This window comes from Croceibacterium salegens, assembly GCF_009827435.1.
Lineage (GTDB): Bacteria > Pseudomonadota > Alphaproteobacteria > Sphingomonadales > Sphingomonadaceae > Croceibacterium_B > Croceibacterium_B salegens.
Genome location: NZ_WTYM01000033.1, coordinates 206479 through 231669 on the forward strand (window position 1 = coordinate 206479; position 25191 = coordinate 231669).

A 25191-nucleotide genomic window follows, 5' to 3' on the forward strand; every position below is an offset into this window, starting at 1 on the left:
CATAGCCGGCAATGTTCAGCTCTATCTGCCCGAGCGGGGTCAGACCCCGGTTCGGATGGGCGCGCCTTTAGTGGGAGTTGTGGTGCGGGTCAAGGGAGACGGCATATCAGCTATGCGCCCTAATTTCGGTAATTAGGGTCGTTTTTTTGAATACCTGATAGCGGACCGTCTGCTTTTCTTGGCTAAGAAGCTCAGCCAATGGCAACTATCGGAAAGAAAGCAGACATCGGCGAACTTGGGCCGCTAGATGGACATCATCAATTGTCATGGATTTCCGCAGGCTTCTAGCAAAGCTAGGCACAATGCACCAACGAACTCATGCCGGACGCGTGTTAGTTGCCATCGGGAGCCAGGTAGATTCGCGCGCACCATGTTTCGTAGCAAATGGTGCTCACGCCCTCGTCCTGGCCGTTCGCCGTGTCAATCGCGGCGGTAGCAACGGATTGGAGGGCAATGAGATCCGGACGAATTCCGACACTTCCGAGCATATTTCTCACGGTCGACTGAACCAATTGTCGACTGAGCGAATCCCGGTGGCGGTCAACGACGATCACCACTTCGGGAACCTGATTGCCGTTCAAGCCGGGTGTTGACGAAAGGGAAGTGGTAAATCCGTCCGCCGCCATCGCGGAAGTCGATATAGATGCCAAAAGGGCAACCAGGCCATGCCACCGCTTCACCGAAAGTCTCCTCATATTTTCATGTTTGGATCGGTTCAGCCAAGAATTGCGGCTGAACCGATGCCATTCGTCAAAATTTGAACGCCAGTTTTGCACTGAACTTCTGCAGACGATCCTGACCACCTTTCTCAAGGTCGTAGTTCACGCGCGCCTCGAGCTCTTCGGACAGGTCGAGGATCATGCCTAGACCGTAGGTCGGCAACGAATCCTCACGATGCGATGTGACTTTGGTGAAGAAACTGCTGTCGTAGCCCTCGGCCATGCCGGCCCGCATGTGCAGGTCGCCGATGCGGAAGCGGTAGCCGAGTTCGGCATAGGTGCGCACGCTGATCTTGCCGAGGCTGAAATGCTTGCCGATTTGCGCCGCAGGACGGAAGTCGAAGACTGTATTGGTGGTCGGCGCGACCGTCAGGTTCATGCTACCCGCGCCATCTTCGGTATACCCGTAATTGTGCAGCACCGACATATCCGCATCGATCAGGGTCGTGACGTCGATAAAGCCGAGGTCAAAGAGGTGCCCACCGCGCAGGCGGGTAGTGAAGGTCAGCGCCTCGTGCTCGGAGTTGGCCGTCAGTGTCTCGCCGCCGAGTTCCACCGGGAGTGTGACGCTGCGCGTGCCATCGGCCCAGCTGTACGACCCCAAGACGGAGAGCGATGCGAAGTTGCTGTCGGTGTTGTACTTCAAGATGGCGCCGAGGCCGACACGCGATCCTTCGCTCAGCGCGGTGGCGCTGGTGAAGCGCGTGTCTTCGAAAACGCCGCTCACGCCGAGGTGGACGCGATCGTTGATGGTGAACTGGCGCCCGAGCGCCAGACCGCTGGCGTGGTCCTTTTGCGCCCCATCGAGATGCTCATTGTCGCGCCAGATATACTTGGCCCAATAGCACTCGCCCTGAACGATCGGATTGACGGAGGCCATGCGCGTATCGCCGCAGCTCTGCAGGTCGTTCAATGCCGCCTGGATTGCAGTGGCGTCCGACTGGGCGGTGCCGTAGTGGAGCGACGGCTCGATGATCGTCAGTTCATCCTGCAGGCGCTGGAGATCAGTCTCGTTGGCGCCCATCAGGAGATATTTGACGAGATTGTCGTCTGACGTGACCGTCGTGTCGCCTGTCGCATAGGCATCGACTTGCGCGTTGGCGAGCGTGGCCATCTGCGCGAAATTGCCCGTCAGCCCGGCCCGCGTGAAGTCGATGTCGATGCTGTCGAGCGTGACCGACGACCAATAGGGATTAAAGCCGAGGCTCACATTGAATGTCGTTGCCAGCGTCTGGGTGACGAGACCGTAGACCGAACTCGCATCGCCGCTTGAAAGCCCGCCATCGGTGAAGATGAGCGTGCTGGGCTCGAAATCGCCGGTCGGGAGCGACGTGAGTTTGAGGATGATCCCGCCGTCCGGGCCGCCCGCCTGGAACGAGCGAACGTTGATGTAATCGCTCGTGCCCCCGTCGCCTGAAATGTTGAGAATGTGGGCTGCGGCCGAGGTGCCGAACTGGTAATCGAAGGCCCCGTCGATAGTGCCGTTGATCGTGCCGTGTGCCATCAGAGTCGATGCGCCCGATGACTGTTCGAGATCCAAGCCCGTGATCTTGCCGTTGACGTCGCCAAGGACGAACGTCCCGCTGGTGGTCTCCGTGGAAAGAGCCAAGCCATCGTCGCCAGCAGTGATCGTCCCGTCCACGCTGTAGACGGAGACGGTCCCACCATAATCGCTGAGGGTGAGCGAGCCATTGAGCGTCCCATCCAGCAGAACCGAAATGGATGCCGCTGACGCGCTGATATCACCATCGATAGTACCGTCGAGGTTCATCGCGATGATGTCGCCCGCGTTCACGTCGATCGCGGTCCCACCGTAGGCAATGATCGACCCTGTGATATCGAGAATCACATTGCCATTGTCCGCGACGTAGATTCCGCCAGCGCTGTTGGCGGCAGCCGTGATCGTGCCGGGCGATTCCAGAAGGATATGGGTCGTGTAGACGCTGACCGACACGGTGCCGCAGCAGAAGCTGTTGTTCGAGTAGATGCCCCAGGCATCATCGCCCGACACCGAGATGCTCCCCGCAATATCGATGGTCTGCGCGCGGTCGTATCCGTAACCCGTATAGTCCCCGGCGAGGGCCTTGTTGTTTTCATAAGCCGCCCCATTGGCAGAGGCGGTTTGCATCATGATGCCATGGGCGCTTGCGCCCGTCGTTGTGACAGACGAACCGGACCGCATGGTCAGGTTGTTGACGGCCTTGTTGTCGGTCGTCTCCAATGCGGCGCTGCCATAAAGCTGCGCGCCGTCGGGAGTGATGATCACATAGGCGTTGCTGAGGCTTTGCCCAAGAATGCCGATGGCGTTGCCCCCCGTAGTCGACACTTTACCCTGCAGGTCGACCAGCACGCCGCCATTGGCCGCCGTCGCACTGAGCATGCCGAAATCATCCGAGGTGATATTGGGGGCGCTATCGGCGATGATTGTTGCCCCCGCGGAATCGATCGACTGGGCGAGGATTCCGATGGCGCCTTCACCCGACGTTGTAACGTCTATGTTGCCATTGCCGCCGATGTCGCTGACGATCACGCGGCCACTGGCACCCGAGCCAGTGGTCGATTTCCCGAGATTGAGATTGAGTGGCGTGTCGAGAGTGTTCGACACTTGGAACAGGCCACCGCCGCCGCCGATCGATTGGGCGACGATGCCGATCCCCACCACACCTGAGGTGTTGACCTTGACGCCACATGTGTCGGTAGAGGGGTCTCCGGCCGCGCCGCAGCCGATGATCACATCGCCGCCGCCGCCGTCACCGCCAGCGACATCTACGTTAAGGTCGGTGGCGATCGCTTTGGCTGCATCGTCCACCCAGTTGTTCCATCCACCAGCGCTGGCAACGCCGGCATTGCCGCCGCCGCCGCCGATCGACTGGGCGACAATGCCCGCTGAGCCGACTCCGGTTGTTTGCGCGAGGGCGTTCCTGATGGTGACCGTGCCGCCATCATTGCCGCTGCCGCCGCTGCCCCCGATCTTGACCTGGACCGTGCCGCTGCCGTCGGCCGCGCCGCCGCTGCCGCCGCCGCCGCCGATCGTCTGGGCGAGAATGCCGTATGCATTGGTGCCGGACGTAAGGGCTGTCACGTCTCGTACAAGGATGTCGCCACCGACATTGCCGGTGCCGCCTACACCGCCGACCCCGATGGTCAGGTTGAGACCGGTCAGTACCGATGCGGTATATTTCGCGGAATCGGTCGCGCCGCCAGCGCCGCCACCGCCACCGATTGACTGAGCATGGATGCCGTAGCTATGCTCACCACTAGTCTGGACGGTTGTATTGCCAACGTCGGCTTCGTTCTTGATGGTGACGTCGCCCCCGGTCGCACCCGCCCCGCCATGGCCACCGACACTCACGGAAATGCCGACGGTCGACAGGCCCGCAAAGCCGTTGGCAATCGCGCTTCCGCCGTTGCCGCCGCCGCCGCCGATCGACTGGGCGTGGAGCCCCGTGGCGTGATAACCTGAGGTCGTGATGGTGCCGCCGTCGAGCAGGGCATAGACATCACCGCCTACGCCGCCGCCGCCGCCCGATCCGCCGACGTTGACGGTCAGATCGAGGTTTGTGTTGCCGTCGAACGTCTCGCCGAAATAGGAAGACGCGAGGTTGGCGACCCGGTTGCCGAGTCCCCCGAGCGACTTGGGCACCGACGTCGTGAGCGAAAAGCTGTGGACGTTTCCGCCATTGCCGCCGCCGCCGCCGATCGATTGGAGCAGGGCACCGGTTGAAAGCGACCCTTCGGTAGTGAACGATCCACCAAGTTTGAGCGTCACGTCGCCGCCATCGGCGCCAGCACCGCCGGCGCCGCCGACATTCACGTTGGCGTTGACCGCCTTGCCTTCGGTGCCGTCGATGTCGCTGTCGACCGAGGCGGCGATGTCAACCGCGAAGACGTGGCCACCATTGCCGCCGCCTCCGCCAATCGATTGGGCGACCGCGCCCATCGACATAACGCCGTAGGTGGTGATTGTGCCATCGACGGTCTGCGTGATTGTGCCGCCCGCGCCGCCGTTACCGGCGCCGCCGCCAAGATTAACGCCAATGTTCGCCGCCATGCCGTCGCCGGCCTGGATGCCTGCGGCGTAGGTCTGGACCGAACCGCCGCTTCCGCCGCCGCCGCCGGTCGACTGGGCGAGCATCCCCGTCGCCATGTCGCCATAGGTTTCGACGATCCCCGAGGCCTGCAGGATCGACGTCACGTCTCCGGCCTGGCCGCCGATTCCGCCGCCACCCCCCATCGACACGCCGAGGTTGATGCTGGTGTCACCGACCATGTTTGATGAATCGAACGTTTGGCCACCATTGCCGCCGCCGCCGGCGATTGACTGGGCGATTATCCCGCTCGAGAACATGCCGGCGGTGGTGATATCGCCCGACACGGTGGTCCAGACATTGCCGCCTGCTCCGCCGCCGCCGCCCGAACCGGCGAGGTTGATCGATAGGGTTCCTCCCATCGGCGCAACCGCGACATCGACAGCGAACGTATGGCCGCCATTGCCGCCCCCGCCACCAATCGACTGAGCGAGGATGCCCGAGGCAAAGCGACCGAATGTGGCAATCGAGCCGTCCGACTGTACGTCGACCTCTCCTCCATGACCGCCATCTCCACCGCTGCCGCCGAGCGCGACGTTGACTGACAGGCTGGCTTCGTCGCTCGCCGAAGCGGCGACCGTAAAGGCGGTGTGCGCGTTGCCGCCGCCTCCGCCGATCGACTGCGCCAGAAGGCCCGTCGCGAAGTCGCCGAGCAACTTGGAGCCCGAAGACAGGTCGAGACTGTCGTTGTCACCAGAGCCGGTGACGATGCTGCCAGCCGCGTAGTTGGTCACCGAGACGATGTTGCCATCCCCGCCATGGCCGCCACTGCCGCCCATCGCGAAGGAGAAGGCGAAGTTGCTTCCGACAGACACGGCATAAGCCGACCCGCCATCGCCGCCACCGCCGCCGATCGACTTGGCGCTGATGCCCATGCCACCGACACCCGATGTGTTGATCGATCCACTGTTGAAAGCCTCGACTACGCCGGCATCGCCTCCATAACCGCCCGAACCGCCAATCGCGACGTCGAAGAATGCGCCGACGGAGTAGGCACTGCCCCCGTCACCGCCGCCGCCGCCGAGGGAAAGCGCATCGATGCCCTTGGCGTTGTAGCCCGTGGTCAGGATTGTCCCGGAGTTCGATGCGCTAACGAAGCCGCCAAGGCCGCCCGGGCCGCCATCCCCGCCCATCGCAAAGAACAGTCCGTTAGTTGTCCCGCCATAGCCGCCTTGGCCGCCAACACTATGCATCGCGATGCCGTGGCTCTTGACTCCAGAGGTAATGACCGAACCCGAGTTGACGCCGATTGCGTCCGAGCCCGAGTTGCCGCCCGTGCCACCGTCGCCGCCCTTGCCCGAGAACCAGCCGCCTGATCCCCCATAACCTGCCGTGCCACCTTGGGTAAGGCCGAACATGCCAGCTGCCTGGTCGTTGATCGTAGAGACCGATCCGTCATTGATTACATAGACGTCGCCACCATTCCCACCATTCCCGCCATCGGCACCACTACCGAATGTGTCGGCATCGCCGCCGTGACCGCCATTGCCCCCTTGGCTAAGGGCAAACAGGCCCGTGCCCCAGGCAGGGACATCACCGTTCGCGAGATTCTCGACGATGACGGTTCCACCATCCCCGCCACGACCGCCCGTTCCGGGCGTTGCCGGCGCAACCGCGGACGTACCACTCCCGCCAGAACCACCGTAGGACGCGGCCGAGAGCGAAGCCGAAGCCGGCAGGGTGCTGCAATTCAACAGAGTGAGCGATGGTGCGCTCGGCGCATCATGGCCATTCCCGCCGTCCCAGCTGCCGCCTTCCCCGTTGCTGCCTGTGACGGACGGCGTCAGTTCTGTCGTGGCTTGCACTATCTGCGAGCCGCTGCTCGGATAGGTTGTAAGCGCGGTACAATCCTGCGCTTTTGCCGGGGATGAGAACAGTACAGTCCCAAGTGAAGTCGAAACGAGGAGAGCTGCAAGTGGCCGAGTGAACGATGCTCGGTTACTGCGCATTGATGCGCCATGGGACATAATCAACGAGACGTATTCCTGTTCAAAATCTATGGCTTCGACGATCGTCGTGCCTTGCTCGTCAATCTGTGAAAGGAATTTGAAAATTTTGAATTAACTTTGAGGTATAAACGCGCTTCTGAAAGGGTTTGCGAACCGTCAAATCCGCCGAACGTTTTCCCGGACAACAATCATTTTGCCAGAATCGAGTGTTCCGGTCCCATGAAGCCGCACTTCGTGAAAATGCTCGTCGACCTCTTCGAGAATGCGTGCCTTGTAGTCCCACTAATCCCGCTTGAAATTCGTCTTTTCGGCTATGGGCGAAGCGATAGCGAGTTGAATCTCCACCGCACATTCTAATGTCGGTTAAGCCCACATGTCGCTCAAAAGCTGACAGTCTGGAAACGGCCCAATTCCAGACGAAAATCACTTTCCTACCGGCCCCATCCCATGCCACCCCTAGGCATGTCAGCCGAATCCAACAGCCCCGAACCGCCCGTCCCCACTGGGGATGACTCTTTCGATGTGTCCGCCGAGGACCGTCTCCCTTCGTCGCCCGACTCGGCTGTACGCGATCCACCTCCCGCTTCGCAGCCGCCGTCTTGCCTGCGGCGGCGGCCCCGCCAGGGCACCAGCTACATGGCCTTTCGCCACGAACCGCTCGAGCCGGGCGATCCCTTGCTCGGGTTCCGGCCCGTCGTGAAAGTCGCCCCGTGAAGCGCTCCAAAGTCGGACCAGCCAACGCGCCTTGCCTACGGCCCTTACCTAGCTACACCCGCAAGAAGAGGGTGCATGTCCGGTGTCTTGCGGGGAAGCCCGCGACCATATTCATTGAAGAGCAATTCCAGTGAACACACGCATTACCATGGCAATGGCGCTGACGGTCGCGGTCGTACCGCTGGCCCAGGCGCAGGCGCAGGAAGCGCCGCAGATCTATGCCGGATCGAACGGCGAGATCGAGGCGACCTACAGCAACAACTGCGTCGTCTACTACGATGCCAACGGCAATCGGCGCGAATCCAATCCGAACTGCTCACGCAACCAGGTCTCGAGAGCGGATACCGGGGTGGCGGCATACCGCCGCGAGCAGGGGCTGGAAGGCTATGCCGGCAGCGAAGCGCCTCCGGGCGGGTTCGGCAATCCGGGCCAGCACTATGGTCCGCCAGAAGTGGTGATGGACGGTCACGGTCGCGGCCATGTCCTCGTCGGCCCGAGCTGCATCGTCTATTATGGCCGCGACGGCGATCGCAGCGATACGAACCAGCAATGCAGCAGGGGTGAGAGAAACCAGGCGGACGGTGCGATGGCTTCGTTCCGCAGGGAACAGGGACTGAGCGAACAGAAGACGTCCGGCTATGCCTACGGCCTGCCTGTCTTCCGCCTGCGCAACGGGAACTACCAGGTGACGACCGGCACCGGCTGCACCGTCTATTTCCGCTCCAACGGGACCCTGCTCACCTGGCTGCCGAAATGCGAGGCGATCGACCGGTCCCGGGCAACCGCCGCCGTGGTCATCTTCCGCCGCGAGAACCCCTGATCGACGCTTCCGGGGCGGGTACGAAAAACACTTTCCTACAAGCACTTGTTCATGCCACCCCTAGGCATGCCAGCCGAATCCAACATTGCTTGTTTGCGCCCTCAGGCGCCGGGCGCCGGGCGTCCGCCCGGCTTGGGTTGTCTCTGCGAGACTGCTTCGCAACCCGGCCTAGCCGGCCGACGGCCGGGCAGTTGTCCTTTGGGCGTCTACGCCTTCGGCTTCGACTCCGGCCTTTGGCTGCCGCGTCCAAGTTTCGCGTTCGAATAGCGGAGGTTGCGCATGACCGATCAATCGAATTCACCCAAACCGCCCGTCCCCCTCCGTAAGACCCCGCGCCAGGGCACCAGCTACATGGCCTTTCGCCACGAGCCGCTCGAGCCGGGGGATCCCTTGCTCGGGTTCCGACCCGTCGCGCACGTCGCGCCGCGGCGCAACTCGATCACGTCGGCGCGGCAGCGGGCGTTTATCGCGGCGCTGGCCGAGGGCGGGATCGTCAAGGATGCGGCTCGTTCCATCGGGGCCAGTCTCGAGGCGCTCTACAAGCTGCGCAACAAGCCCGGGGCCGAGGAATTCCGCGCCGCGTGGGACATGGCGATCGACCGGGGGATCGCGCGGCTGGAGGACAGCGCCCTCGCCCGCGCGATCGAGGGGGAGATGCGCTGGGTCGTCTCGGGCGGCAATATCCTCGGGCGCGAGAGGCGCTTCAACGACAACCTTGTGATGTTCTTCCTCAAGAACCGCCGCGGCGAGCGGTACGCCCCCGACTGGCGCAACGTGCGCCCCGGGCACCCGCTGTACGAGGCGATCAAGGCCGAGGTGCTGGCGGAGATGGAGGGGGAGAAGGGGAAAGAGTAAGGTTGGTGGCTCCGGGTGTCTTTTTGTTTCATGCCCGCGCGGAGGCGCGAGCATGAAACAAGCTCTCCTCCTTCAACTCTTCACCACCGCCAGCGCCCGCTTGAACCTCGCCTCCCCGCGCAGCGCATCGAGCAGCGGGTCCGTCCGCGCCAGCAGCAACCCCGGGTCCCTTGCCGCGGCCGCTCGTTCCAGCCGTGCCAGCGCGTCGCGCAGCCTGCCCCACTGCGCCAGGACCTGCGCCTGCTGGTAGAGGCTGTTGTCGCCGTATTCGTCCTCGACCTGCTTGAGGCTGGCCGCGGCGGCCGCGGTGTTGCCGAGCCGGGCCTGGGCGATGGCCTTGCCGGTGAGGGCGAAGATCGGGACCGATTCCGCCTCGAACGCGGCGAGGGCCTCGCGGTATTGCTGCTGCAAGTAGTGGGCGCTGCCGATGGCGAAGTTGGCGCTGGCGAGGTCGGGGTTGAGGGCCAGCGCGCGGCGCATGCGCTCGATCGTGGCGGGGTAGTCGCGCAGCGCGAAGGCGACGTTGCCGGCGCTGCGGAAGGCGCGGCCGTTGAGCGGGTCGAGCTCGAGCACGCTCTCGATCATCCCGACCGCGGAGGCGGCGCGGTCGTCGTAGGCGAGGAAGGTGGCGACCGCGCGCAGGGTGTCGGCGTCGCCCGGGGCGAGGTCCTGCGCGCGCTGGTAGGGCTCGCGGGCGGCGGCCGGGTTCAGCTCGCCGTTGTTGAGCGCGAAGCCGAGCGCGAGGTGGCCCTGTGCGAGGTCGGGGGCGAGTTCGATGGCCTTCCTCGCGGCGGCGATGGAATCGGCGAACAGGCGGCGGACCGCGTTCTGCTCGCTGGTGGCGTTGGCCACCGCCGCCAGCATCGTCGCGCGCCAGGCGTGGGCGGCGGCGTAGCGCGGGTCGGCGGCGATGGCGGCGTCGAACTGGGCCAGAGCGGCGCGGTCGCCCTCCTCGCCGTTCGACAGGTCGTAGAACGCCTTGCCGCGCAGGTAGGCGTCGTAGGCGGCGACGATGTCGGTGCCGCCCACTTCCTGCTGCTGCTCGACGCTGCGCTTCGCCTCGTCCTTGCCGGCGACCTCGGCGGCGAGCGCAAGGCCGACCGCCTCGGCGATGTCGCGCTGGACCTCGAACACGTCCTGCATGTCGCGGTCGAAGCTGTCGGCCCAGCGGACCAGCGAGTCCTTCACCCGCACCAGCTCGGCGGCGACGCGGACCGTCTCCTCCTGCCGCTGGACGCTGCCGCGCAGGACGTTGGCGACGCCCAGCTTGCGCGCCGCGGCGATGACGTCCCCGCCCTCCCCGGCGATTACCTCCGAGGATGTCGGCGCGGCGACGCGCAGCAGCGGGTTGCGGGCGAGGACGATGCGCAGTTCGTTCGACAGCCCGTCGGAGAAGAACCGCTCCTCGGTCCGGCCGGAGAGGTTCTGGAACGGGAACACCGCGATCGAGTTCGAGCCGAGGCCTCCGCCGAACACCCCGGCGCGCCACAGGCCCCACCCGGCCAGCGCCGCCGTTCCTAGCCCCGCCGCCGCGATCGCCTCGCGCCGGTGCAGGCGTATCCGCCCGAGCATCGAGCGGCGCGGCACCAGACGGTCGTCGCGCTCGATCCCGCACTGGGCGAGCACCGCACGCACGATCCGCTCTGCATCCTCGCCCTCCTTCGCACCGTGCCAGGCGCTGATGTCGATGGTCTGGAACTGGCGGAAGCCGAGCGGCGGCAGCGTCGCGTCGAGGCCGAGCGGGACGAGGCAGTTGCGGTCGCGCCCCGCCTGCGCCTCGTCGCGCACCCAGAAGGAATCGACCGAGACCTTCGACCACAGCACGACCACGCAATCGGCCTCGTCGAGCGCCCGCTGGGTTTCGGGCAAGTAATTGACCCCGCCTTCGATCAGGCTGTCCCACCAGACGCTGACGCCGGCGCTTTCCAGTAACGTGACGACGCGGCGAGCGGCAGCGCTATCCTCGCGCGCATAGCTCAGGAACACGGTCCTGTCGGTCGCCTCCGTCTCGCCAATTTGCTGCGCGTCGTTCGCCATTGCCGTCATGCCCCATGTCGACCCCGGCAGGAGCGGGTATGCCCCGAATCCGCATGACGGGCCAGTTTGCGTTGCTCCGGCCGGGCCGTTTCAGGTCGCTGTGCGGCGCATGCTATCCGTCCAGCCGCCCGGGCTTCGGAACGCCGGGTCCGATGGGGTTCGAGAAGATCACGTCGTCGCCGCCCTGGACGACAGGTGGCTCCGCGACAGGATCAACGCGGTTGAGGTCGGTGACAATCCGCCACGTCCCGCCACGGCGTTCCCACACCGTGACGTTTTGCAGGGTGTCGGTGTGAGGCTTGCCGTCGAAGGTGTAGGTCCACTTGGCGGTGAATTGCGTGACCGCAAAATCGGCCCCTCCGGCGATGCGATACTTCTTGCTGCCGGGCACGAGTTCGACGTTGTATGCACTGTCATCTAAGCCGGCCTTGAACGCTTCAGCGATGGCTGCCTGCCCGACCAGGGCGGGTTCGCTAGGCACGAGCAACACTGCATCATCGGCATAGACCGCCGCCGCTGAGGCTGCATTTTTCGTGCCGATGGCATCGATCTGGGCCTGTTCGACGGCCTGGATTTCTCGCTTTACCGAGGCGATGTCGGAGTCCGTACTCTCGGCGACGGCCTTGGTGTCCGAGGTCCCGCGATCGCAGGCGGCAAGCAAGACCAACGGTGCAGCAACAAGTATGAGATATTTGCGCATGGTACCTGCCTCCCCAAAAAGGATCGCATTCCACGGCGGAAAAGAAGCATATTTCGAGCAATAAGTGAAGTAATTGCGCCGCGCGGCCAAATAAACTGAATTTCGGCGGACCGCAGGACGCCGCCGAGAAGCACCCAACAAATCATTTGAGACAAAGTCAAATTGGCCGTAGGCTTCCCGTCAAACAGAACCCTGGAGAGGAGCCTTTCCCATGCGCACGATGCGCCTTGTCACCACCGCCGTTTCGGCACTGGCCGTCGCCGTCACGATTTCTCTGGCCGCGCCCGCCGCAGCGCAGAACGTGCCTGCCGACCTCTCCACGCTGCCGCCGCCGGACACCAGCTACACTCCGCCGAAGACCGCGTGGGGCGACTACGACTTCAGCCACACCTACCAGATCGAATACATCAACAACGCGCGCATCCTGTTGCAGCGACCGGAAAGCTTCGGCAATCGCTTCTTCCTGACGCCCGAGGAGTTCGCCAAGCGCCTCGCCGCAGCCGAACGCTCGGACGCCAGCTATTCCGCCGCCAGCGACCGCGGCATCGGCACTTCGGGCACCGAGGGGCTGGCCGACTGGATCAAGTCGAGCACCTTCGCGCACCGCACCTCGATGCTGGTAGATCCGGTGGACGGGCAGCTCCCGCCGATGACGCCGTGGGCCAAGGACATGATGGAGAAGGGCCGCTCGAGCTGGGTGCCGGTGCAGGACTTCGACTGGGTTTCGGACTTCGACAGCTGGGACCGTTGCGTCTCGCGCGGCTTTCCGGCGAGCATGTTCCCGTTCCGCTACAACAACGGCATTCGCGTGTTCCAGAGCCCGGGCTACGTCACCATCGTTCTCGAGATGCTCGGCACCCGGGTGATCCCGCTCTACAAGGACAAGGCGACCGCCGAGGCCGCCGGCTGGCCCGGCAACGTCGAGAGCTGGATGGGTGACAGCCGCGCCTGGTGGGAAGGCAAGGTGATGGTCATCGAAACGACCAACATCAAGTCGGGCGACAGCGTCGCGGGCGACGGCTATTCGCGCGCCGCCTCGCCGCTCAACGTCGCCACCCAGGCCACGCTGCCGTTCAACACTACCCCGATGACCAAGCAGGCGAGGACGATCGAGCGCCTGTCGATGCCCAACGACCATGCGATCGACTATACGCTGACCTATACCGACCCGGCGGTGTTCACCGCGCCGTGGACCGCGCGTATCGAATGGGTGCGCGACGACAAGTACGAGTTCTTCGAATACGCCTGTCACGAGGGCAACCAACAGATCAAGGACTACATCAGCGCCAGCCGCGCGCACCGCAAGGCGGTGATCGAAGGGACGCAGGAGGCCGTCACGCTCGAAAATGATCCGAGCGCCCGCTTCGCCACCATTTTCGATCGCGACCCGGCGGCGACCTATCCGAATGCGCCCGGCGGTTTCGGCGGACCGCCGCCGCCCCCGCCGCCGCCGAAGGACGACAACAAGGGCGGTTGAGCCTGCTTCCCTAACTGGTGGGCGAACTCCATTCGTCCACCAGTAGCCCCCAGATAAAGCTATCGCGGCGACCGATGTGCGTTGTCCACTGCTCGCGCAGCCGGCCCTCGAGCTTGAAGCCAAGCTTTTCGAGCAGGCGGTTGCTGCCCGCGTTGTCAGGGTCGGTGTCGGCGTAGATGCGGCGCTTGCCATCGACTGCGAACAAGTGGGCGATGACCGCGGCGAGCGCCTCGCTGGCGACGCCCTGCCGCATTCGCTCCTTCGCGATTACGTATCCCAATTCGCAGATCCCGTCCCCGCGGTCGGCCACAGTGACGCGCCCAATCGCCGGCCCGCCGGACTTGTCGACCACCGCCCAGGTTCGAGCATCCCAGCCCGGGCTGTTCTCGGTCAGGTAGCTGGCCAGATCGTCGAGGTCGGTGAACGGAGCACGGCTCCACCAGCGCATCGACTCCTCGTCGGCGAAAGTCGGGTAGAGCGCCGCCGCATCCGCGCGCACCAGTTCGCGCAGGATGAAACGCGTGGTTTCGAGGGTCGGGGTGGATTCGGTTGTCATATCAAGGGGTGCCGCTAGGCTCTGCAGCATGAGATTGGCAAGCCCGGCCGCGCTACTTGCATCTTGCCTCACCTTCCCACTCGCGGCGTGCGGGGACATGATGCCGTGGCACGGTTATCACGCTGCATCCCATGGTATGGAGCCGACCTTACCCATGGGCACTCGCTTCGGGTCCTGGAGTGTCCGGCCCAGCGAACTTGCTCGTGGCGACATCGTCATCGTCAAGACCGCGAACGGGGACTACGTCAGCCGCATTGCCGCCCTTCCGGGCGATCGCATTGCCATGGTGAAAAGCGTCGTCGTCCTGAACGGCAAGCCGATGCACCAGCAGCGCAAGGGATCGTGGCGCTACAAGGACGAGGGCGATGAAGTAACCGGCAGTGTCCTTCTCGAACGCTTCCCCGGTGAAAAATCGCCGCATCGCATCCTCGACAGTGCCGACAGCATGCAGGACCAACTGGCCGAAACCGTGTTGCCCAGGAACCGCTACTTCCTGCTCAGCGATAACCGAGATCACGCCGCAGACAGCCGGTACCCTCCAGATATGTTTGGGATCGGGATGGTCGATGGTGGGAGCATCACCCACCGGATCGACCTGGACTGAACGAACTGCGGATTGCCCCGGGCGAAACTCGACTGTCTCCCGGCACACGATTGCGGTATCGTCCCTCACGAACCGCACCGCCGGAAAAGGGTCCGCCATGCCGTTCTATACACGCCTGAAGTCCGCCCAAGCCGATCCGGTAGCGGAGGCCGTCCGCAAGCGAACCATCGCCGGTATCGAGCGGCTGCGCACCGCGCTCGCCGCGCACTTCCCGGCCGGGTCGGACCGCATGACGACGATCCGTATCGGCACCTGGAACGTTCGCGAATTCGGCACCAGCAAGTCTGGTGGACGCGGGTTCGAGCCGCTTTACTACATCGCCGAAATCCTCTCGAAGTTCGACCTCGTGGCGATGCAGGAAGTGCGCGAGAACCTGCGCCAGTTCCTCGACTTGCTCGACATCCTCGGACCCGACTGGGACTATATCGCCACCGACGTGGTCGATGACGGCGCGGGCAACGGGGAGCGGATGGTCTTCCTCTACAACCGCGGCCGCGTGCAGTTTCGCCACATCGCCGGCGAGCTGACCCTGCCCGACGGCAAGAAGGTCCTCGCCAGCTTCGGCGAACGGCTGCTGCTACAGAACGGGATCGAGCTCGAACTTCCGGACGGCGAAGACCTTTCGGGCGACCACAAGGCAAATTCGGAAAGCAGAAGTAACGGCAAGGCCGCGCTGACCTACGATCTCGAGCTGCCGCTTCCCGCCGGGACCATGCTGCGCGTGCCAGACGGCAGCTCGCTGGCGATCACCAAGAACTCGCTGGTGACCCGCGTTTCGGGCAGGCGCGGCTGGGTCCATGTCGACGTGCCGCAAGGCACGGTCGCGGGTAAGGACTATCGCCTGCGCTTCCCCGGCGAGGCGATCGACGACAGCTTCAAGCAGTTTGCCCGCACGCCGTTCATCGTCAGCTTCCAGGCAGGCTGGATGAAGATCGACCTCGCCACGGTGCACATCTACTTCGGCGACAACGACGAACCGCGCCTGCTCGAACAGCGCAGGCGGGAAATCGAGCGCCTGACCGAACTGCTCGGCGACCGGGCGAGGAAGGAGATGGAAAAGAACCCCGCCAACCCCGTGCTCACCGCGCTCCTAGGCGACTTCAACATCCTGTCGAAGGAACACGAAACCATGCAGGCGCTTGAAGCAAACGGCTTCGAGGTGCCGGAGCAGATCCGCACGATCCCCGGCTCCAACGTGGAAAAGGACAAGGCCTACGACCAGATCGCCTTCTGGGAGCCGGAACGCGATCGCGGTTACGTGAAGGTCGACATCCGCGGGGCCGACGTGTTCGATTACTTCAAGTACGTTTACCGGCTGGAAGATCGCGAGGTTTACCTGCCCGGTGAGAGCGAAGGCGCCTACCGCCTCTGGCGAACCTACAAGATGAGCGACCACCTGCCGATGTGGATCGAATTGCGCAGCGACTTCTCCGACGACTACATCGCCGCCTGCGATGCCGCGGAACCCTGAGCCGGGTCTCAGCCCTCGCCGCTGAGGTAGGCGACCAGCGCCTTGACCTTCTTCTGCCGCCATTGCGGGCGCGGGGCGACGAGCCAGTAGGCGCGGCGGCCCTCCTCGGGGCCTTCGAGGACCTCGAGCTGGCCGTGGCCGATCGCCTCGTCGCACAGCAGCAGCGGCAGCATAGTGCGGCCGAGCCCGGCGATGGCGCTGGCCAGCGCCTGTCCGGCGTCGCCGGCCTGGATTTCCGCCTCGCGGCCTTCGGGAAGCGGTGCGCCGGGCCAGTGGATCCAGCGGTCGGGCGCGCCCTTGGCGGCGACAATAACCCGCTGCGCCGGGGCCAGCGGAACCCCTTCGAGTTCGCCCGGCCCGTCGACCAGACGCACGGCGAGGTCGAGGTTGGCCTCGGTGAAATCGACCTGCTCGCCGCCGACGATCTGCCAGCGCACTTCGGGATTTTCCGCCTGGAAGCCCGCGAGACGCTGGGCGAGCCACTGTGCGTAGAATTCGCGCGGCGCGGCGATGGTGTAGTAGCTGCTCGACTGTCCGGCCTGCATGGCCTGGACCGATTCCTCGAACTTGATGAACCCTTCGCGCAGCGCGTCGAGCCCAGCCTCGCCTTCTTCCGTCAGTTCGAGGCCCTTCGAGGTGCGGCGGAACAGCACCACGCCGAGCACGTCCTCCAGCGCCCTGATCTGCTGCCCTACCGCCGCCGGCGTCACCGCCAGTTCGTCCGCCGCGCGCGTGAACGACAGGTGCCGCGCCGCGGCATCGTAGACGCGCAAGGCGTTCAAGGGCAGGTGCGTGCGCTTCATGGTCGGGGCGCTTTATTGCTGTCGCGTACGACCGGCAAGGGCGCTCAACATGTTAGGTCGAGTCTGGTGCGACTGGTCAGCCCGCCTCGGCGGGTGCGGCGAGCGGGAAGAAGGGGATGCGCGCCTCGAACGTGCCGCCTTCGCTGCTTCCGAAGGTATAGAACCCTTCCATCGAGCCGTGCGGCGTCGCCAGCGGGCAGCCCGAGACATAGTCGTAGGTCTGGCCCGGTGCGAGCACCGGGGACTCGCCGACCACGCCCTCGCCATCGACGATATTGATCATCCCGCGCCCGTCAGTGATCCGCCAGTGACGAGTGAGCAGCCGGATGGTGTCCTCGCGGTGGTTCTCGATACGGATGTGGTAGACCCAGAACCACTTGCCCGCCTCGACCCGCGACTGCTCAGGCATATACGTTACTGCGACGCGGACGGTGACCCCGTCGGTCATGGCTGCGTGTTGGAAGAGGCTGCCTAGCGCATCAAGCATCACGACCTGCAGCGTAGCGGGTTTGGCCTGCGCGTAAAGGGCCGGATTGGCAATCCAGCGCACGATTGCCCGGATTCTTCCGCTGCCGTTGCCCCTAAGCCGCAAAGCGGCCCGTGGCAGCGAGAACCGAGTCATCGGCGACAAGCATCCACTGCAAGCCTTCGGGCGGGTAGCTCAATTCGACTTCGGCGCCGAACGTATGCCGCGGGACGTCGCGGATCAGTGTGGTTCCGAAACCGCTTCCGGTCGGCTCCGAAGCCGCTGGACCGCCGCTCTCGCGCCACCACAGACGGAAGCCCTTGCCGTCTTCGCCGTCGTCCCAGCCGATATCAACCTTGCCGCCGTCGACCGAGAGCGAGCCGTACTTGAGCGAGTTGGTCGCAAGTTCGTGCATAGCCATTCCGATGACTTCGGCGGCGCGGGGGGTGAGCGAACGATCCGGTCCGCTGATGTCGAGATCGCCTAGCGTGTCCTTCAGGAAGGCGAGCTGCAGCTTGACCAGTTCATCGATCGGCACCTCGCGCCATTGCCGCCGCACGAGGATATCCTGGTTAACCGCGAGGCTGCGGACCCGGTCCTCGAAGCGCGAGATGAAACCCTCCGCATTCGGGTCGCTGCGCCGGGCGAGCGCCTGGATCGTCGACAGCATGTTCTTCGAACGGTGATTGAGTTCGAGCAGCAGCAGGCGAATCTGCTCTGCCTGTTCGCGCTGTTCGGTGATGTCGGTGTTGGTGCCGAACCAAAATTCAATTTCGCCCGCCTCGTTGCGGATCGGGTGCGCACGGGTAAGGAACCAGCGATAGGTGCCGTCCTTGCCGAGCAGCGGAAAAGTCTGCTCCCAATCGCTTCCTTCGGCCAGAGTCACCTGCCAGAGATCGACGATGCGCTGCATGTGATCGGGATGATGGACCTTGGTCCAGCCCCAGCCGTCCATCTCTTCCAGGGTGGTGCCGGTGTAATCGTACCAGCGCTGGTTGTACCAGAAGATGTGCCCGTCAGGCCGGGCAATCCAGGCGCACTGGTTCATGTTTTCCGCCAGCAGGCGGAAGCGTTCCTCGCTCTCGCGCAGTCGGGCCTGGTTGCGCAAGTAGGGGCCGGCGTCGCGTGCGATCTTGCTCGCCCCGACGACCTCGCCCGCGGCATTGCGAACCGGCGAGACAGTCACGGAAACGTCGAGAAGCGTCCCGTCCTTGTGCAGCCGCTTTGTCATGAACTGACCGATGCGTTCGCCGGCGCGGATGCGCGAAAGAATCCGGTCCTCTTCGTCCTGTCGGTCTTCCGGCAGCAGGCGGCGGATCGAGTTGCCAACCATCTCCGCCGCGCTCCAGCCGAACAGCCGCTCGGCCGCCGGATTCCAGGCGATGACGATTCCGTCGGTATCCTTCGCCACGATGGCGTCGTCGGAAGAGTCGACGAGAGCCTCGTAGAAATCACGAACTTCGAGCATCTGGTGGTTTGTCCAACATGCCCCGGATGCGACCCGGGGTTCTCAGAGCAAGATTGTTACAACATTGGCTATCGCATGGCGAATCAATACTCGCCGACAGACAATTGAAAAAAATCAGCCGCTTATCGCGAGTTTGTTGGATAATTTTCCGCGCCGGAAGGCAGCCCGAGAGGCGTTTTCGCGCCTCTACACCCCTGCGCGGTCAAAGGCCTGGGCGAGGTCCTCGATCAGGTCGAGCGGGTCTTCGAGCCCAATGTTGATGCGCAGCATGCCTTCCCCGATACCCGCTTCGGCCCGGCCTTCGGGGCCCATGTTGTGATGGGTGGTCGTCGCCGGGTGGCAGATCAGCGACTTCGAATCGCCGATGTTGTTGGAGATGTCGATCAGGTCGCAGGCGTTGCACACCGCCATTGCCGGCCCGCGTCCGCCAGGCACGAAGAAGCTGAAGATCGGTCCCGCCGCATTCATCTGCCGGTGCGCGAGGTTGTGCTGCGGGTGGCTCGGCAGCCAGGGATGGAGCACGCGGAGGCCGCGGTCTTCGACGAAGCGGGCGACGGCAAGCGCGCTCTCGCTCTGGTGCCGGGCGCGCAAATCGAGCGTTTCCAGCCCCTTCATGATGACCCAGGCGTTGAACGGGGCGCAGATCGGCCCGGTGTTGCGCTGGAACGGGCTGAGCTTTTCCTCGATCCACTGCTGGCTGGCGCAGACCGCTCCGGCCATGACCCGGCCCTGCCCGTCCATCAGCTTGGTCGCCGAATAGGCGACGACGTCGGCGCCGAAATCGAGCGGGCGCTGGAGGACAGGCGTGGCGAAGGCGTTGTCGACGATCGAGGTGATGCCTTTCGACCGGGCGAGGCCGCAGACGAATTCGAGGTCGACCAGGTCCATCGTCGGATTGGCCGGGGTCTCGAAGAAGAACGCCTTGGTGTTCGGCTGGATCGCCGCTTCCCACGCCGCGTTGTCGGTCCCGTCGATAGCGGTGTGAGTGATGCCGAAGCGTTCGAGCACGTTGTTTAGGATCCAGCGGCACGATCCGAACGCCGCCCGGCCCGCGACTACGTGGTCGCCCGCCGAAAGCATGCACAGCAGCGAACTGGTCATCGCCGCCATGCCGCTGGCTTGAACGAGGCACGCCTCGGCCCCTTCCATTGCCGCAATGCGTTCCTGCAGCATCTCGACCGTCGGATTCTTGAAGCGCGAGTACTGCATGCCCGACTGCTCGCCGGCGAAGCGCGCGGCGACGGTCTCGGCATCGTCGTATGTGTAACCCGAGGTGAGGAACAGCGCCTCGCTCGTCTCCCCCTGCTCGGAGCGCCAGGTGCCCGCGCGCACCGCCTGCGTGGCGGGGCGCCATTTCGAGGTGATCGAGCGGTCGGTTCCAGTAGTCTTCTTCATCGCGGGCGCAGGTCTAGGGTGCACATTGGATACGGGCAAGCGCGCGCTTGATGTGAATCTTTGCCCGCCCTAAGCCGGAGCTAATGAGCGAGGCCCCCGAGCACCCACGCGATCCGTTGGGCTGGCATGTGCTGGTCGCCATCGCCTTCCTCGCCTTGTGCTGCATGCGGCTGACGATTCCGTCCCAGCCGTTCTTCGACGAGGTGCATTACCTGCCCGCGGCGCGCGACTGGCTCGCGCTCAATCAACCGGGCAATATCGAGCATCCGCCGCTCGGCAAGGAACTGATGGCATTGGGTATCAGGCTGTTCGGCGACAATCCGCTGGGCTGGCGGATCATGTCGATGCTTTTCGGCACGCTCGGACTGTTCGCCTCGATGCGCGCGCTGTGGTTCGCCTCGCTCTCGCGCTTCGCCTCGACCGCCTGCGGCTGGCTGGTGGCGACCGGGTTCCTGCTGTTCGTCCAGAGCCGCATTGCCATGCTCGACGTGTTCATGGTCAGCCTCGTGCTGGTCGCGCTCTGGGCACTGGCCGGGGCGGTGCGCGAGAACGAGACCGGCCGCAAGCGCCTCGCCATCGCCGGGGCATGCCTCGGGTTTGCAATGGCGGCGAAATGGAATGCCATTCCGATTGCCGTGCTGCCGGGCCTGGCCTTCGTCCTGGTCCGCGCCCACGCCGCCGGGTGGAGGGTGGTGACGACGCACCGCGGTGCCCCGGTTGCAGGCATCTCGACTCTGGAGGCGTTCCTGTGGCTCGGCGCGGTGCCGCTGCTCGCCTATGCCGCGTGCTACCTGCCGGGAGTGTGGTTCGCCGCGCATGGTTACGCGCTCGATCCTCTCGCGCCGGAGGGGATCGTCGCGCTGCACCGGCACATGCTCGAACTGCAGACGCAGCAATTGCCGCCGCACACCTACCAGTCGCGCTGGATCCAGTGGATCTTCGACTGGCGGCCGATCTGGTATCTCTACGAGAACGCCGACGGCGCGCAGCGCGGAGTGCTGATGATCGGAAACCCGCTTACCATGCTGCTCGGCCTCCCGGCGATCCTCTGGGCCGGGTGGCAGGGCCTGCTGCGCGGACGGCGCGATACGCTGGCGGTATTCGTGCTTTACGCAGCGGCGCTGGGCATGTGGGTCTTCGCCGACAAGCCGGTGCAATTCTACTACCACTACCTGTTGCCCGCCACCTTCCTGCTCGCCGCGCTCGCCCTTGCGCTCGATGAGTTCTGGAAGCGCGGCAACCGCTGGCTGCCGTTGGCGGTGCTGGTCCTGAGTGGGCTGCTCTTCGCCTATTACTTCCCGATCCTAACCGCCGACGCCCTGCCGGGCGAGATGAGTTTCCTCGACTACGCCTGGCTCAACAGCTGGCGGTAGGGCCGGCGCCAGGTCAGGCGATCATGCGGGTGTCGCCGCGCGGACCGGCAAAATACCAGACCGCCGCACCGATCACCGGGAAAATCAGTACGCCGAGCGCCCAAAGCACCTTGCCCCCAACCGAGGCGTTGCTGCCGATGACGTTGATGATCGCCCAGATGTCGATGACGAGGACGATGATGCCGATAATGGTACCCATGTCTTGCTCCTGTATCCGTGTTGCGCGCAGTGGCGCGTTTCCGGGAGCAAGAACGGGCCCGCCGGCGGTCCGGTTCCACGGATCGCCGGCGTGGGCCAGGGCAGCGGGCGCTATTTCAGGCACAACTTCTCCGCGAAGTAGGTGTACATCTGCGCGTACATCACCGCCGACTGGCGCACGTCCGCGCCCGAGCCGTGCCCGCCTTCGGTGTTCTCGTAGAACAGGAAAGGCAGTCCGTATTCCTCCATCCGCGCGGCGAACTTGCGGGCGTGCTGGGGGCCGGTGCGGTCGTCGCGCGTCGTCGTGAAGATCCACGGCTCGGGGTATTTCCCGTTCGGATCGAGGTTCTGGTAGGGCGAGGTCTTCTCCCAGAAGGCGCGAACTTCGGGGTCGGTATCGGCGTTGCCGTATTCGCCCTGCCAGCTCGCCCCGCGGGCGATCTTGCTGATGCGTATCATGTCGAGCAGCGGGACCTGGATGCCGATGGCGCTGTAGAGTTCAGGATGTTGGACCATGGTGACGCCCGCCAGCAGTCCGCCGTTCGAGCCGCCGTACATGCCGAGGTACGCAGGCGAGGATAGCCCGCGCGCGATCACGTCCTTTGCCACGGCGGTGAAGTCGTCGTAGATTATCTGCCGCTTCGTGCCGAGCCCGGCCTCGTGCCACGCCGGCCCGAATTCGCCGCCGCCGCGGATGTTCGCGAGGACATAAGCACCGCCGCGTTCAAGCCACAGCTTGCCGACGGTACCCGAATAAAACGGCGTCTCCGAAGAAGAGAACCCTCCATAGGCGTAGATCACCGTCGGGGTCGTCCCGTCCATCGGCGCGTCCTTGGCGCGGATCACGAAATAGGGGATCTTGGTTCCGTCGCTCGATGCCGCCTCGTGCTGCTCGACCGTGTAGCCGGGCGCGGAGAACTGGGTCTTCAGCGTCTTCAGCGTTTCCGGCGCGGCATTGCTCGCCGCGTCGGCGAGATAGAGCGAATCCGGCGTCAGGAAGCTTTCTGCACCGATCAACACCCTGTTGCTGTCATCGTCCGCCGCGCTGATGCCGAGCGCCATGTTATCGGGCAACGGCAGGCGATGAGCCGCCCAGGCTCCACCCGGCAGCGGCTCGTAGGAGGTGATCCGGCCGCTGACGTTGTCGAGCGTGGCCAGCAGCAGTCGGTCCTTCGTCGTCGCAATGCTCTGGATTGCTTCGCGCGGACCGGGTGCCCAGATCAGGGTCGGTGCAAGGTTGGCCGGATCGGCAAGCATTGCAGCGCGGTCGAGTGCGACGACCGAACCGGCCTTGTAGGTCGTGCCTCCCACCGACCAGTCCTCGTCGAGCCCGACGATTACGCGACCCGAGACCATGCCGTTGACCGAAGACTTCTGCGGGATCGCCAACTGCTTCGGCTCTCCGTCCACGATGACGTAGGTGTTCGAATGGAAAATATCGGTGGCCTGGACGAGCATCTCGACCTGGTTTCCGTCACCGTCTCGCACGACACCCGAGAAGGTACCGACATCGTCCTTGCCGCCGCGGAAAATTTCGACAGCGTTTGCCAGCGGCTGGCCGCGCGTGACGCGCTTGACGATGTAGGGATAGCCCGAACCGGTCAGGTCCTTGCCCGTCCAGTTGGTCGCCACAAGAAGGTGGTTCTCGTCGACCCAGTCATAGGCCTGCTGGCTCATCGGAATGAAGAATCCGCCTTCGACGAAGGACTTGGTGGCAAGGTCGAACTCGCGCACCTCGGTCGCATCGGCCCCGCCGTCGGACAGCGCGACGAGGCACAGCCGTTCCTCGGGCCGCAGGCAGGAAACGCCCTTGTATACCCAGCTCTTGCCCTCGGCCTTGCCCAGAGCATCGATGTCGAGGATCGTTTCCCATTGCGGTGCGGCGGTGCGATAGCTGTCGAGCGTGGTGCGCCGCCAGATGCCGCGCAGGTGCTCGCCGTCCTGCCAGAAGTTGTAGAGCTTGTCCTTGCGGAAGCTTACGCTCGGGATGCGATCGGGCGAGGAGAGGATCGCGTAGGCCTCGTCGTAAAGCGTCTTGTACAGCGGATCGGCCTCGAACCGTTTGGTCGTCACCGCATTGTGCGCCTCGACCCAGGCCATCGCTTCGGGCGAAGCAGGCGCTTCGAGCCAGATGTAGGGGTCCTCGTTCGTGTCCTGCGCCATCACGGGTGTGGACATCGCAGCCAGTAAGGGCAGCGACAAACGGAAAATGCGCATCGGGGAAACTTTCGAAAGCGGTTGTTATCGCTTTCTAACAAGCACCCCCGATTTGGCAAACCGGGCTACTTGAAGCGGCCCCAGACGAAGCGGCTCGACAGCGCGTAGTTCCACACCGAGGCGATGATCACACCGATCAGCGCGGCGGCATACCAGTGGAATTGTATGGCCTCGAGCACCGAGGACACGCCGACGTTGGCCAGCGCCCCAACCGAGCAGGCGAGGCAGAACTTGATCCAGCCGAAGAACATGCCCTCCGCCCCGGCTAGCTTCTGGTCCCGGTAAGTGAGCAGGTTGTTGAGCCAGAAGTTGAAGGTCATCGCCACGACGGTCGCGATTGCCACGGCCCAGGTAAAGCTCAGGTCGAGCAGGCGGAAGAACAGTCCGACCACCGCCATGTGCACGAGCACGCCGAGCCCGCCAACGGTGCCGAATAGGGCGAAGCGCGTCGGGATCACGCGACCCAGCCAGCGGTCGTAGAGACCGGCGATGAAATCGAGCACGACGCCGTGGTCGAGTTTGGATTCGCCGGCGGCGCGTTGGGCGAACTTCAATGGGAATTCCTTTACGCGAAGCTTGGGTTCGGCGGTTGCGAGGATGTCGAGCATGATCTTGAAGCCGATGCCGGAAAGGCGGTCAGCCTGTGAGCGAAGCTGTTCGGCGCGCAGCAGGAAGAACCCGCTCATCGCGTCGCTGAGCTCGGTCCCGGTGAGCTTGCGCGCAAGCGAATTGGCAAACTGCGAGCCCTTTTCGCGTCCCTTGCTTGAAAGACCTTCGGCGCTCCCCCCCTCGGCGAAGCGGCTGGCGTAGGCGAGATCGTATTCGCCCGACTTCACCACCGCGAGCATGTCGAGCAGCAGCGCCGGATCGTGCTGGTGGTCGGCATCCATCACCGCGACATAGGGCGCGGCGGTGGCGCACATGCCCTCGATCGCCGCGCTGGCGAGGCCGCGGCGGCCGATGCGCTGGATTACGCGGATGCGCGGATCGGTCTGACCGATGCGGCGCGCCTCTTCGGCGGTGCCGTCCTTCGAATTGTCGTCGACGAAAACGGCTTCCCAGCCGCTCGGTCCGAGCGCCTGTTCGAGTCGCATAACCATCGGCGCGATATTGGCTTTTTCGTTAAGTGTGGGCAGCACGATCGCGAGTTCGAGCGGCTTTGCGGCAGCTTCGGCGGCGTGTGCGATTGCGGCGTGATTCATGTCCATCGGCTCGGCGGATATATGGTAAATATCAATAAAACGTTTGCGGGGTGGCTAGGCCGCGTGGGCAAATACTGTA

At 64.4% G+C, this 25191-nt stretch carries 19 protein-coding genes; 7 read left to right on the forward strand and 12 right to left on the reverse strand.

The window, feature by feature from the left end:
• Nucleotides 1-332: 332 nt before the first annotated feature.
• Together GRI89_RS07060 and GRI89_RS07065 are read right to left on the reverse strand one after the other, a co-directional pair.
• Nucleotides 333-680, reverse strand: a complete 348-nt coding sequence (locus GRI89_RS07060) for a hypothetical protein (RefSeq protein WP_159793565.1) — start codon at nucleotides 678-680, stop codon at nucleotides 333-335.
• Nucleotides 681-750: 70 nt separating this feature from the next.
• On the reverse strand, nucleotides 751-6501 hold the full coding sequence (locus GRI89_RS07065) for an autotransporter outer membrane beta-barrel domain-containing protein (RefSeq protein ID WP_159793568.1): 5751 nt from the start codon (nucleotides 6499-6501) through the stop codon (nucleotides 751-753).
• 717 nt (nucleotides 6502-7218) lie between these two features.
• Between GRI89_RS07065 and GRI89_RS07070 the strand changes: the two genes are divergently transcribed.
• The 3 genes from GRI89_RS07070 (at nucleotide 7219) to GRI89_RS07080 (ending at nucleotide 9145) form a co-directional block, all read left to right on the forward strand.
• On the forward strand, nucleotides 7219-7470 hold the full coding sequence (locus GRI89_RS07070; protein ID WP_159793570.1) for a hypothetical protein: 252 nt from the start codon (nucleotides 7219-7221) through the stop codon (nucleotides 7468-7470).
• Between the two features lie 130 nt (nucleotides 7471-7600).
• Nucleotides 7601-8290 (forward strand): hypothetical protein, encoded by a 690-nt coding sequence (locus tag GRI89_RS07075; protein WP_159793572.1) that lies wholly within the window; start codon nucleotides 7601-7603, stop codon nucleotides 8288-8290.
• Between the two features lie 279 nt (nucleotides 8291-8569).
• Nucleotides 8570-9145: a hypothetical protein gene (locus GRI89_RS07080; protein WP_159793574.1), complete on the forward strand. Its 576-nt coding sequence runs from the start codon at nucleotides 8570-8572 to the stop codon at nucleotides 9143-9145.
• A gap of 72 nt (nucleotides 9146-9217) precedes the next feature.
• On the opposite strand, the gene GRI89_RS07085 is transcribed toward GRI89_RS07080, so the two are convergent.
• A complete protein-coding gene (locus GRI89_RS07085) occupies nucleotides 9218-11182 on the reverse strand; it encodes a TIR domain-containing protein (RefSeq protein ID WP_159793576.1) in 1965 nt (654 codons plus the stop codon).
• 112 nt (nucleotides 11183-11294) lie between these two features.
• Entirely contained in the window at nucleotides 11295-11972 is a 678-nt protein-coding gene (locus GRI89_RS07090; protein WP_159793578.1) for a nuclear transport factor 2 family protein, read from the reverse strand.
• Nucleotides 11973-12093: 121 nt separating this feature from the next.
• On the opposite strand from GRI89_RS07090, the gene GRI89_RS07095 reads away from it, so the two are divergent.
• Nucleotides 12094-13359, forward strand: a complete 1266-nt coding sequence (locus tag GRI89_RS07095; protein WP_159793580.1) for a hypothetical protein — start codon at nucleotides 12094-12096, stop codon at nucleotides 13357-13359.
• Nucleotides 13360-13369: 10 nt separating this feature from the next.
• Here GRI89_RS07095 and GRI89_RS07100 read toward each other — a convergent pair whose 3' ends face one another.
• The gene (locus GRI89_RS07100) at nucleotides 13370-13915 is read right to left on the reverse strand and encodes a GNAT family N-acetyltransferase (RefSeq protein ID WP_159793582.1); all 546 of its coding nucleotides are present in this window, start codon (nucleotides 13913-13915) and stop codon (nucleotides 13370-13372) included.
• Between the two features lie 28 nt (nucleotides 13916-13943).
• Between GRI89_RS07100 and lepB the strand changes: the two genes are divergently transcribed.
• Both lepB and GRI89_RS07110 read left to right on the forward strand, forming a co-directional pair.
• Nucleotides 13944-14519 carry a signal peptidase I gene (gene lepB / locus GRI89_RS07105; protein WP_328598129.1) on the forward strand — a complete coding sequence of 192 codons (576 nt, stop codon included), beginning with the start codon at nucleotides 13944-13946 and terminating at the stop codon, nucleotides 14517-14519.
• Between the two features lie 97 nt (nucleotides 14520-14616).
• On the forward strand, nucleotides 14617-15990 hold the full coding sequence (locus tag GRI89_RS07110) for an endonuclease/exonuclease/phosphatase family protein (protein ID WP_159793585.1): 1374 nt from the start codon (nucleotides 14617-14619) through the stop codon (nucleotides 15988-15990).
• A gap of 8 nt (nucleotides 15991-15998) precedes the next feature.
• Here the strand turns inward: GRI89_RS07110 and GRI89_RS07115 are convergent, their stop codons facing one another.
• The 4 genes from GRI89_RS07115 to GRI89_RS07130 all read right to left on the reverse strand — a co-directional run bounded on the left by GRI89_RS07115 (nucleotide 15999) and on the right by GRI89_RS07130 (nucleotide 20122).
• Nucleotides 15999-16793, reverse strand: a complete 795-nt coding sequence (locus GRI89_RS07115; protein WP_159793587.1) for a LysR family transcriptional regulator — start codon at nucleotides 16791-16793, stop codon at nucleotides 15999-16001.
• Nucleotides 16794-16869: 76 nt separating this feature from the next.
• Nucleotides 16870-17241 (reverse strand): Co2+/Mg2+ efflux protein ApaG, encoded by a 372-nt coding sequence (gene apaG, locus GRI89_RS07120; protein ID WP_235912849.1) that lies wholly within the window; start codon nucleotides 17239-17241, stop codon nucleotides 16870-16872.
• A gap of 133 nt (nucleotides 17242-17374) precedes the next feature.
• A complete protein-coding gene (locus tag GRI89_RS07125) occupies nucleotides 17375-18727 on the reverse strand; it encodes a PAS domain S-box protein (RefSeq protein ID WP_159793589.1) in 1353 nt (450 codons plus the stop codon).
• 186 nt (nucleotides 18728-18913) lie between these two features.
• On the reverse strand, nucleotides 18914-20122 hold the full coding sequence (locus tag GRI89_RS07130; protein WP_159793591.1) for a trans-sulfuration enzyme family protein: 1209 nt from the start codon (nucleotides 20120-20122) through the stop codon (nucleotides 18914-18916).
• A gap of 83 nt (nucleotides 20123-20205) precedes the next feature.
• Between GRI89_RS07130 and GRI89_RS07135 the strand changes: the two genes are divergently transcribed.
• On the forward strand, nucleotides 20206-21495 hold the full coding sequence (locus GRI89_RS07135) for a glycosyltransferase family 39 protein (RefSeq protein ID WP_159793593.1): 1290 nt from the start codon (nucleotides 20206-20208) through the stop codon (nucleotides 21493-21495).
• 13 nt (nucleotides 21496-21508) lie between these two features.
• Here the strand turns inward: GRI89_RS07135 and GRI89_RS07140 are convergent, their stop codons facing one another.
• The 3 genes from GRI89_RS07140 to GRI89_RS07150 all read right to left on the reverse strand — a co-directional run bounded on the left by GRI89_RS07140 (nucleotide 21509) and on the right by GRI89_RS07150 (nucleotide 25118).
• Nucleotides 21509-21694 (reverse strand): PLD nuclease N-terminal domain-containing protein, encoded by a 186-nt coding sequence (locus GRI89_RS07140; RefSeq protein WP_159793595.1) that lies wholly within the window; start codon nucleotides 21692-21694, stop codon nucleotides 21509-21511.
• A gap of 110 nt (nucleotides 21695-21804) precedes the next feature.
• On the reverse strand, nucleotides 21805-23871 hold the full coding sequence (locus GRI89_RS07145; protein WP_235912850.1) for a prolyl oligopeptidase family serine peptidase: 2067 nt from the start codon (nucleotides 23869-23871) through the stop codon (nucleotides 21805-21807).
• Between the two features lie 104 nt (nucleotides 23872-23975).
• On the reverse strand, nucleotides 23976-25118 hold the full coding sequence (locus GRI89_RS07150) for a glycosyltransferase (protein WP_159793599.1): 1143 nt from the start codon (nucleotides 25116-25118) through the stop codon (nucleotides 23976-23978).
• Nucleotides 25119-25191: the final 73 nt, after the last annotated feature.

Bases quoted from the DNA above. Each gene is read 5' to 3' on its own strand.
- GRI89_RS07145 (WP_235912850.1), bottom strand. From the start codon at position 23,871: ATGTCCACACCCGTGATGGCGCAGGACACGAACGAGGACCCCTACATC.
- apaG (WP_235912849.1), bottom strand. From the start codon at position 17,241: ATGACCGACGGGGTCACCGTCCGCGTCGCAGTAACGTATATGCCTGAG.
- GRI89_RS07100 (WP_159793582.1), bottom strand. From the start codon at position 13,915: ATGACAACCGAATCCACCCCGACCCTCGAAACCACGCGTTTCATCCTG.
- GRI89_RS07085 (WP_159793576.1), bottom strand. From the start codon at position 11,182: ATGGCGAACGACGCGCAGCAAATTGGCGAGACGGAGGCGACCGACAGG.
- GRI89_RS07070 (WP_159793570.1), top strand. From the start codon at position 7,219: ATGTCAGCCGAATCCAACAGCCCCGAACCGCCCGTCCCCACTGGGGAT.
- GRI89_RS07135 (WP_159793593.1), top strand. From the start codon at position 20,206: ATGAGCGAGGCCCCCGAGCACCCACGCGATCCGTTGGGCTGGCATGTG.
- GRI89_RS07080 (WP_159793574.1), top strand. From the start codon at position 8,570: ATGACCGATCAATCGAATTCACCCAAACCGCCCGTCCCCCTCCGTAAG.
- lepB (WP_328598129.1), top strand. From the start codon at position 13,944: ATGAGATTGGCAAGCCCGGCCGCGCTACTTGCATCTTGCCTCACCTTC.
- GRI89_RS07115 (WP_159793587.1), bottom strand. From the start codon at position 16,793: ATGAAGCGCACGCACCTGCCCTTGAACGCCTTGCGCGTCTACGATGCC.
- GRI89_RS07140 (WP_159793595.1), bottom strand. From the start codon at position 21,694: ATGGGTACCATTATCGGCATCATCGTCCTCGTCATCGACATCTGGGCG.
- GRI89_RS07130 (WP_159793591.1), bottom strand. From the start codon at position 20,122: ATGAAGAAGACTACTGGAACCGACCGCTCGATCACCTCGAAATGGCGC.
- GRI89_RS07150 (WP_159793599.1), bottom strand. From the start codon at position 25,118: ATGGACATGAATCACGCCGCAATCGCACACGCCGCCGAAGCTGCCGCA.
- GRI89_RS07125 (WP_159793589.1), bottom strand. From the start codon at position 18,727: ATGCTCGAAGTTCGTGATTTCTACGAGGCTCTCGTCGACTCTTCCGAC.
- GRI89_RS07110 (WP_159793585.1), top strand. From the start codon at position 14,617: ATGCCGTTCTATACACGCCTGAAGTCCGCCCAAGCCGATCCGGTAGCG.
- GRI89_RS07095 (WP_159793580.1), top strand. From the start codon at position 12,094: ATGCGCACGATGCGCCTTGTCACCACCGCCGTTTCGGCACTGGCCGTC.